Here is a 5,179-nt window from a genome sequence, read left to right as displayed (position 1 = left end):
CAGGGAGCCGGTGACGACCGCCTCCGTCCCCGCCTCGTCCACGATCTCGCTGACCGGCTGCACCAGGACCGGGTGAGCGCTGGACTCGACGAACACCGAACAGCCCTCACCAAGGAGCGCCTCGACCGCCGGTCCGAAGCGGACCTGACTGCGCAGGTTCCGATACCAGTAACCACCGTCCAGGACGCCGGCCTCGCTCACCCAGTCGCCGGTGACCGTGGAGAAGAACGGCACCAACGGCGCCTGGCTCCGGATGTCGGCGAACGCCTCGGCCAACGCATCCTCGATGGCCTCGACATGGCGGGTGTGGGAGGCGTAGTCCACCGCGACCCGACGCACCCGCACCCCGTCGGCCTCCACACGCAGCCGCGATCTCACCCTGCGAATGCCCGACCACCGCATCCGGTACGACCCCGACGGACGCCCATACGGCGGCCAGGGCGACCATCACGGCGAAACTCGCCGGCTGGACCACGTCGACGCGTGCGATGAGATCGGGGTCCGCCTCGCCGCGGAGCACAGCCGTCAAGTCCCAGTCCGTCCACGGCTCCAGAGCCCGGGCACACTCTTCGATCCTGGCGGCGAACACCGGCGAGGACTCCAGCAACTCCCGGCCCATCCCCAGCCACTGCGAACCCTGGCCCGGGAACACCAACACCGTCCGCCCAAGCGCCCCAGCCGAACCGGCCACCACCACAGGACTGTTCTCGCCCCTGCCCAGCGCGCCCAGCCCCGCCACCGCCTCCTCACGGGAACCGGCGACGACCACGGCCCGTTCGTTCAGGATGGCCCGCTGGGTGAGGAGGGCGTTCGCGAGGTGGGCGAGCGGTGTGTCGGTGTCGCCGGTGAAGGCGGCCAGGCGTCCGGCCTGGCCGGCCAGTGCTGCGTCGGAGGCCGCCGACACCACCAGCGGTACCACGCCGGTGCCGGGGTTCACCGGGTCCGCGGCCGGTTCCTCCGGGGGTTCTTCCAGGATCAGGTGGGCGTTGGTGCCGCTGACGCCGAAGGAGGAGACGCCGGCCCGGCGGGGGCGGCCGGTCCGGGGCCACTCCTGTTCCTCGGTCAACAGCTCGATCGCCCCGGCCGACCAGTCGACCTGAGAGGACGGGGTGTCGACGTGCAGGGTGGGGGGCAGGACGCCGTGGCGCATCGCCTGGACCATCTTGATGACGCCGGCGACTCCGGCGGCGGCCTGGGTGTGCCCGATGTTGGACTTCAACGAGCCCAGCCAGAGCGGGCGTTCGCGGTCCTGGCCGTAGGTGGCGAGGAGGGCCTGGGCCTCGATCGGGTCGCCGAGGACGGTGCCGGTGCCGTGGCCCTCGACCACGTCCACGTCCGCCGGGGTCAGGCCCGCCTCGGCCAGCGCCTTGCGGATGACGCGCTGCTGGGAGGGGCCGTTGGGGGCGGTGAGGCCGTTGGAGGCGCCGTCCTGGTTGACGGCGGAGGCACGGACGACGGCCAGCACCCGGTGGCCGTTGCGGCGGGCGTCGGAGAGGCGTTCCAGGACGACGACACCGGCGCCCTCGGCCCAGCCGGTGCCGTCGGCGGCGTCGGCGTACGACTTGCAGCGGCCGTCGGCGGCCAGGGCCCGCTGCCGGGAGAACTGCATGAACATCCCGGGTCCGGCCATGACGGTGGCGCCGCCGGCCAGGGCCATGGAGCACTCGCCGCGGCGCAGGGCCTGGGCGGCGAGGTGCATGGCGACCAGGGAGGAGGAGCAGGCCGTGTCCACGGTCACGGCGGGGCCTTCGAGGCCGAAGACGTAGGAGATGCGGCCCGAGGCGACGCTTCCGGTGGTGCCGGTGCCGGTGAAGCCCTCCAGCTCCGGCGGGACGGGGCCGCCGGTCGCGTAGCCCTCGTTGATGACGCCGACGAAGACACCGGTGTCCGAGCCCTTGAGCGTCACCGCGTCGATGCCGGCCCGCTCCAGCGCCTCCCAGGACATCTCCAGGAGGAGCCGCTGCTGCGGGTCCATGGCCACCGCCTCGCGCGGGGAGATGCCGAACAGACCCGCGTCGAACAGGGCCGCCTCGTGCAGGAAGCCGCCCCGGTCGACGTAGGACGTGCCCGTCTTGTCGGGGTCGGCGTCGAACAGCGCCTCCAGGTCCCAGCCGCGGTCGGCCGGGAACTCCGAGACGCCGTCGCCGCGTTCGCGAACGAGCCGCCACAGGTCGTCGGGACCGGCCACCCCGCCGGGCAGCCGGCACGCCATGCCCACGATCGCGATCGGCTCCGCCTTCTCGGCCTCAAGTTCACGGACGCGTTGCTGGGAGCGGCGCGCGTCGGCGAGAACGCGCTTGAGGTAGTCGCGAAGCTTGCTTTCATCCGCCATTGCGGGTCAGCTCCTAGTGGGGCTAAGGGCGTCAGGTGGACTGCGGGGCGGGCGTGGACATGGCGTGCGGGTGGGCGCCGGGCCGCCCGGCCGGGGCCGGTGGCCGGTGTCTGCGGGCTAGTGGCCGAATTCGGTGTCGATGAGTTCGAACAGTTCGTCGTCGGAAGCCGACTCGAAGTCCACGTCCTCCTCGGCGTCCGGCTCGGTGACGTTCGTGGTGGACCAGGTGGTCAGCAGGCCCTGGAGCCGGGTGGCGACCTGGGCGCGGGTGGTGTCGTCGGGCGCGGTGTCGGCCAACAGCCCCTCCAGCTTGCTGAGTTCGGCGAGCAGGGGGTGCGTTGCCGGAGCGGCCTGGTCGCCCGGGGCCAGCCGGTCGCGCAGGTAGCCGGCGAGGGCGAGGGGGGTCGGGTAGTCGAAGACGGCGGTGGCGGGCAGCGGGAGGCCGGTGGCCTCCCGCAGCCGGTTGCGCAGTTCGACGGAGGTGAGGGAGTCGAACCCGGCGTCCTTGAAGGCTGTCTCGGCCCTGACCTGGTCCGCCCCGGTGTGGCCGAGGACGGTCGCCACCTGGCCCTGCACCAGTTCCAGCAGCAGCGTCTCCTGCTCGGCCGGGGACAGCGCGGCCAGCTTGCGGGCGAGTCCGCCGGAGTCCCCGGCGCCGGCACGGGCGGCCTTGCGGCCGGTCCGCACCAGGCCGCGGAGCAGCGGCGCGACACCGGCACCCAGCGCGGCGTCGGCGCGCAGTGCCCGCAGGTCCAGTTTGACGGGCAGTACCAGCGCCTCATCGGCGGGCAGTGCCGCGTCGAGCAGTTCCATCCCCTGCGCGGGCGTGAGCGGTACGACACCGCCGCGCCGGCCCGTCCGGTTGCGTACGGCGTCACCGGTCGCCGTGTCCTGTCCGCCCGTCGGCTCCCACGGCCCCCAGGCCAGCGAGACGGCGGGCAGGCCGGCCGCGCGGCGGCGGTGGGCCACCGCGTCGAGGTAGGCGTTGGCCGCCGCGTAGCCGCCGGTTCCCGCGCCGAGGAAGACGGAGGATGCGGACGACAGCAGGACGAACGCGGCCAGGCCGGGAGCGAGTTCACGGGTGAGCTCGTCCAGGTGCTCGACGGCCGTCACCTTCGGCGCGAAGACCCGGGCCAGCCGGTCCCGGTCCATCTCGCCGATGACCCCGGCGTCGAAGACGCGTGCCGCGTGCACGACGGCGGTCAGCGGGTGCGCCTGCGGTACGGCGGCGAGGAGCGCCGCGAGCGCGTCGCGGTCGGTGACGTCACACGCCACCACCGACACGTCGGCTCCTCGTTCCCCGAGTTCCGCGACGAGCCGGTCCGCGCCCTCGGCCGCCTTCCCGCGCCGGCCGGCCAGTACGAGGTGGCGTACGCCGTGCCGTTCGACCAGGTGCCGGGCGACCTCGGCGCCGAGCGTCCCGGTACCCCCGGTGATCAGCACCGTGCCCTCCGGGTCCAGCGCCGGCGCGTCGGAGCCGCCGGCCGGGGCCAGCCTGGCCAGGCGCGGCACGTACAGCGCGGTGCCGCGGACGGCCACCTGCGGCTCGCCGCACGCCAGGACGGGACCGAGGTCCGCCTCACCCGTCTCGGTGTCGACGAGCACGATCCGGTCGGGGTTCTCCGCCTGCGCGGCACGCACCAGGCCCCAGACGGCCGCGCCGGCCGGATCGGTGACCGCCGCGTCGCCGCCGGCGGGCACGGCACCCCGGGTGACCACCACCAGCCGGCCGTCCTCGGTGCCGTCGTCGGCCAGCCAGGCCTGCACGGCCTCCAGCACCCGGCTCGCCAACGCCAGGGGGGTGTCGCCGGTTCCGGCCCGGGCCTCGACCAGCGTCGCCTCCGGCACCTCACCGGCGCCGGCCACGGGCGGCAGCTCGCTCCACTCCACCCGGAACAGCCCGTCGTCCGCGCCGGTGCCGGCCGCCGTGGACAGCTGCCCGGCGGAGAGCGGCCGTAGGGTGACGGCCTCCGCCGTGACGACGGTGCCACCGGCCTCGTCGGCGGCCTCGACCGCCAGGGCGTCGCCGGCCCGTGCCAGGCGTACGCGCAGCACCGTGGCACCCTCCGCGTGCAGCGCCAGCCGGTTCCACTCCAGCGGCTGCCAGAGCTGCGTGTCGTCCGCCGCCGAGGCGTCCAGCAGTGCCGGGTGCAGGGTGGCTTCCAGCAGGGCGGGGTGGATGCCGAACCGGGCCGCCGCGTCCCGCTGCCCGTCGGGCAGCGCGACCTCGGCGAACAGTTCCTCGCCGCGCCGCCACACCGCCCGCAGGCCCTGGAAGACCGGCCCGTACTCGTAGCCGTACCGCAGCAGCCGCTCCTCGACACCGGTCAGGTCCTCCGCCTGCGCGCCGGGCGGGGGCCAGGCGGTGAAGTCGAAGGTGCGGCCGGCCGTCGGGATGGCACCGGTGAGGCTGCCGGTGGCGTGCCGGGTCCACGCGTCGGCGCCGGTCTCGCCGACGGCGTCCTCCCGCGCGGAGTGGACGGCCACCGCGCGACGGCCCTCCGCGTCCGGAGCCTCGACCGTGACCTGCACCCGCACACCGCCCTGCTCGGGCACGACCAGCGGCGCCTCGATCACCAACTCCTCGACGACCCCGCAGCCGACTTCGTCACCGGCCCGTACGGCCAGCTCGACCAGCCCGGCACCGGGTACGACGACCACTCCCCCGACCGCGTGATCGGCCAGCCAGGAGTGCGTGCGCAGGGACAGCCGGGAGGTGAACACCAGCCCGTCCGACTGCGGCAACGGCACCACCGCGCCCAGCAGTGGGTGGTTCGCGGTGCTCTGCCCGAGGGCGACGGCGTCGGTGGCGGGGGCCGCCTGCAGCCAGTAGTGGCGGTGGTCGAA

General features: G+C 74.5%; 1 protein-coding gene and 1 pseudogene. Both read right to left on the bottom strand.

Annotation, left to right across the window (positions count from 1 at the left end; all coding sequences use genetic code 11):
• Positions 1-2,332: pseudogene (locus IG05_RS43080) on the bottom strand (type I polyketide synthase); the annotation flags it as partial.
• A 117-nt stretch (positions 2,333-2,449) separates the two neighbouring features.
• Positions 2,450-5,179: type I polyketide synthase (locus tag IG05_RS0140645; RefSeq protein ID WP_037815830.1), on the bottom strand; the 2,730-nt coding region annotated here is incomplete at its 5' end.

Source organism: Streptomyces sp. NRRL S-1022 (assembly GCF_000720135.1).
Taxonomy (GTDB): domain Bacteria; phylum Actinomycetota; class Actinomycetes; order Streptomycetales; family Streptomycetaceae; genus Streptomyces.
The sequence above is the reverse complement of the archived record's forward strand: the minus strand, read 5'-3'. Positions and strand labels throughout refer to the sequence as shown.